Genomic DNA, 2,559 nt, shown 5'->3' on the forward strand with positions numbered 1-2,559 from the left:
CGGGGGGCACGGCGGGGTTCACCTCCGGAGGCCGGTGGGTGATATCCACGTCCCGACGATGAAATCCATTCGCATCTCCCAGCTTCTCGAGGACGAGGGCCACGACCTGCGGCTCACCCTGATGGCGGGCGCCCAGGGCCTGAAGCGCACGGTGGACTCCTCGCGCATCCAGAAGCCGGGCCTGGCGCTGGCGGGCTTCACCGAACACCTGCACCCGCACCGCGTCCAGGTGTTCGGCAACACGGAGATCTCCTACCTGGCCACCCTGCCGGAAGAGGGTCAGCGCGCGTCGCTGGCCAAGCTCTTCGGCGAGGAGGACCTGGCCTGCGTAGTGGTGACCAAGGCGCTGGATGCCCCCAAGGCGCTGGTGGACGCGTGCGAGGCCGCGGGCCTGTCGCTGATGAAGACGCCGCTGCTCTCCAGCGAGTTCATCCAGCGCGTGCAGATGTTCCTGGAGGACGCGCTCACGGAGTCCAGCAGCCTGCACGGGGTGTTGATGGACGTGTTCGGCGTGGGCATCCTGCTCCTGGGCAAGAGCGGCATCGGCAAGAGTGAAATCGCCCTGGACCTGGTGATGCGGGGCCACCGGCTGGTGGCGGACGACATCGTGGACGTCACCCGGAGGAAGGGGGCCGTCTACGGCGCGGGCAACCCGGTCATCAAGCACCACATGGAGATTCGGGGCCTGGGCATCATCAACATCAAGGACCTGTTCGGAGTGTCCGCCGTCCGGGAGCAGAAGAAGATAGAGCTTGTCATCGAGTTGCAGGAGTGGGATCCGCACCAGGAGTACGACCGTCTGGGCGTGGAGGACAAGCACCTGCAAATCGTCGGTGTGGACATACCTTTGTCGGTCGTCCCCGTGCGTCCCGGACGCAACATGGCCACCATCGTGGAGGTGGCGGCCCGCAATCAGTTGTTGAAGCTGCAGGGCCACCACTCGGCGAGGGAATTCGCCGAACGACTCAATCGAGCCATCGCCCAGGGGGCGATGCGCCGCAATCTGGGAGAAGAGGTCGAGTGACCGCCCCCGCGAAGCAGATCATCGTCATCACCGGCATGTCCGGATCCGGAAAGTCCACCGCCATCCGCGCCTTGGAGGACGCCGGGTTCTTCTGCATCGACAACCTGCCGGTGCTCCTGTTGCCCAAGCTCACGGAGCTGGCGGGGGGAGGCAACATCGAGCGCATGGCGCTGGTGGTGGACGTCCGCGAGGGCATCTTCCTCAAGGACGCCCCCCGCGTGCTGGCCGACGTGCGCCGCGCGGGTCACCAGGTGGACGTGCTCTTCCTGGACTCCAGCGACGACAGCCTCCTGCGCCGCTTCAGCGAGACGCGACGCCGCCACCCGCTGGCCCCGGAGGGCACGGTGGCGGAGGGCATCCGCGCCGAACGCGAGGCCCTCAAGGACCTGCGCGAGCTGGCGGATCAGGTCATCGACTCGTCGGCGCTCAACGTGCATGACCTGAAGCGCATGGTGCAGGGGCGCTTCAGCCCGGAGCCGACGACGGGCCCCAGCCTGTCCATCATGTCCTTCGGCTACCGGTACGGCGTGCCGCCGCAGGCGGACCTCGTCTTCGACGTGCGCTTCCTGCCCAACCCCTACTTCGTGCCGGAGCTGAAGGGGCTCACGGGCAAGGTGCCCAAGGTGGCCGCGTACGTGCTGGAGCGGGAGGAGACGCAGCAGTTCCTGGAGAAGGTCGTGGACCTCTGCCGGTTCCTGTTCCCGCGCTACCAGAAGGAGGGCAAGGCGTACCTCACGGTGGCGCTGGGGTGCACGGGCGGCAAGCACCGCTCGGTGGCGCTGGCGGCGGAGATGGTGCGGCGGCTGTCGGAGGACTACGGCCGCGTGCAGCTCTGGGACCGGGACATCGAGAAGGAGTAGCCCTGTCCCGGCGCTGCTTTCAGTGCCGGGTGTCCGTCACCGGGGTGAAGCGCGCGCCGGTGACGCCCTCCTTTTCGAGGGCTTCCTTCACGACCTCGGAGACGACGAGGGTGACGGGCCAGCCCCAGGGGCGGAACACGCGGGCGCGGTCCACCTGGGTCGGGTCGATTCTCAGGCCCCGCACGGAGCGGTACTGGCCCACGCGCTCGGGCAGGCCATCCCCGGGGCCGTAGCGGTGGGCCTCCACGCACGCCGCTTCGTCGACGCAGCGGATGAGGCGCGTGGCGACGAGGAGGAAGTACGGCTCCCGCTGGCCCTCGATGTCCACGGGGAGCAACTGCACGTCACCGGGCGCGAGGCGCGCGAAGACGGCGGCCACGCGAGGGTGCACCACGGGCGTGAGGCCCGCCCCGGCGAGCGAGAAGTCCAGCGGGGACATCCGGGCCTCGTTGGGGATGCGCATGGGGCCGTCGACGGCGACGGGGTGCCCGGCGGTGAACATCCACACATCGCCCACGACCTTGTCATCCAGGCCCCGAGGGTCTCCGGGCTCCCAGCGGCCGGGGGCGCGGAAGTCGTCGTGCAGGTCGTAGAAGAGGGCGGGGAGGCTGCGGCGCGCCGTCTTGCGGACGTTGGCGCGGGACGTGCTGCCCTGCGCGACGATGCGCACGGCAC

General features: G+C 69.0%; 3 protein-coding genes. 2 read left to right on the top strand and 1 reads right to left on the bottom strand.

Annotated elements, in window-relative coordinates; translation table 11 throughout:
- Nucleotides 1-58 precede the first annotated feature (58 nt).
- Nucleotides 59-1,024 (top strand): HPr(Ser) kinase/phosphatase, encoded by a 966-nt coding sequence (gene hprK, locus D7Y13_RS40715; RefSeq protein WP_120534861.1) that lies wholly within the window; start codon nucleotides 59-61, stop codon nucleotides 1,022-1,024.
- The gene (rapZ, locus tag D7Y13_RS40720) at nucleotides 1,021-1,884 is read left to right on the top strand and encodes an RNase adapter RapZ (protein WP_120534862.1); all 864 of its coding nucleotides are present in this window, start codon (nucleotides 1,021-1,023) and stop codon (nucleotides 1,882-1,884) included. The genes hprK and rapZ overlap by 4 nt, the downstream gene beginning before the upstream one ends.
- A gap of 19 nt (nucleotides 1,885-1,903) precedes the next feature.
- Here the strand turns inward: rapZ and D7Y13_RS40725 are convergent, their stop codons facing one another.
- Entirely contained in the window at nucleotides 1,904-2,554 is a 651-nt protein-coding gene (locus tag D7Y13_RS40725) for an imm11 family protein (protein WP_439329259.1), read from the bottom strand.
- Nucleotides 2,555-2,559 lie beyond the last annotated feature (5 nt).

Source organism: Corallococcus praedator, assembly GCF_003612125.1.
Taxonomy (GTDB): Bacteria; Myxococcota; Myxococcia; order Myxococcales; family Myxococcaceae; genus Corallococcus; species Corallococcus praedator.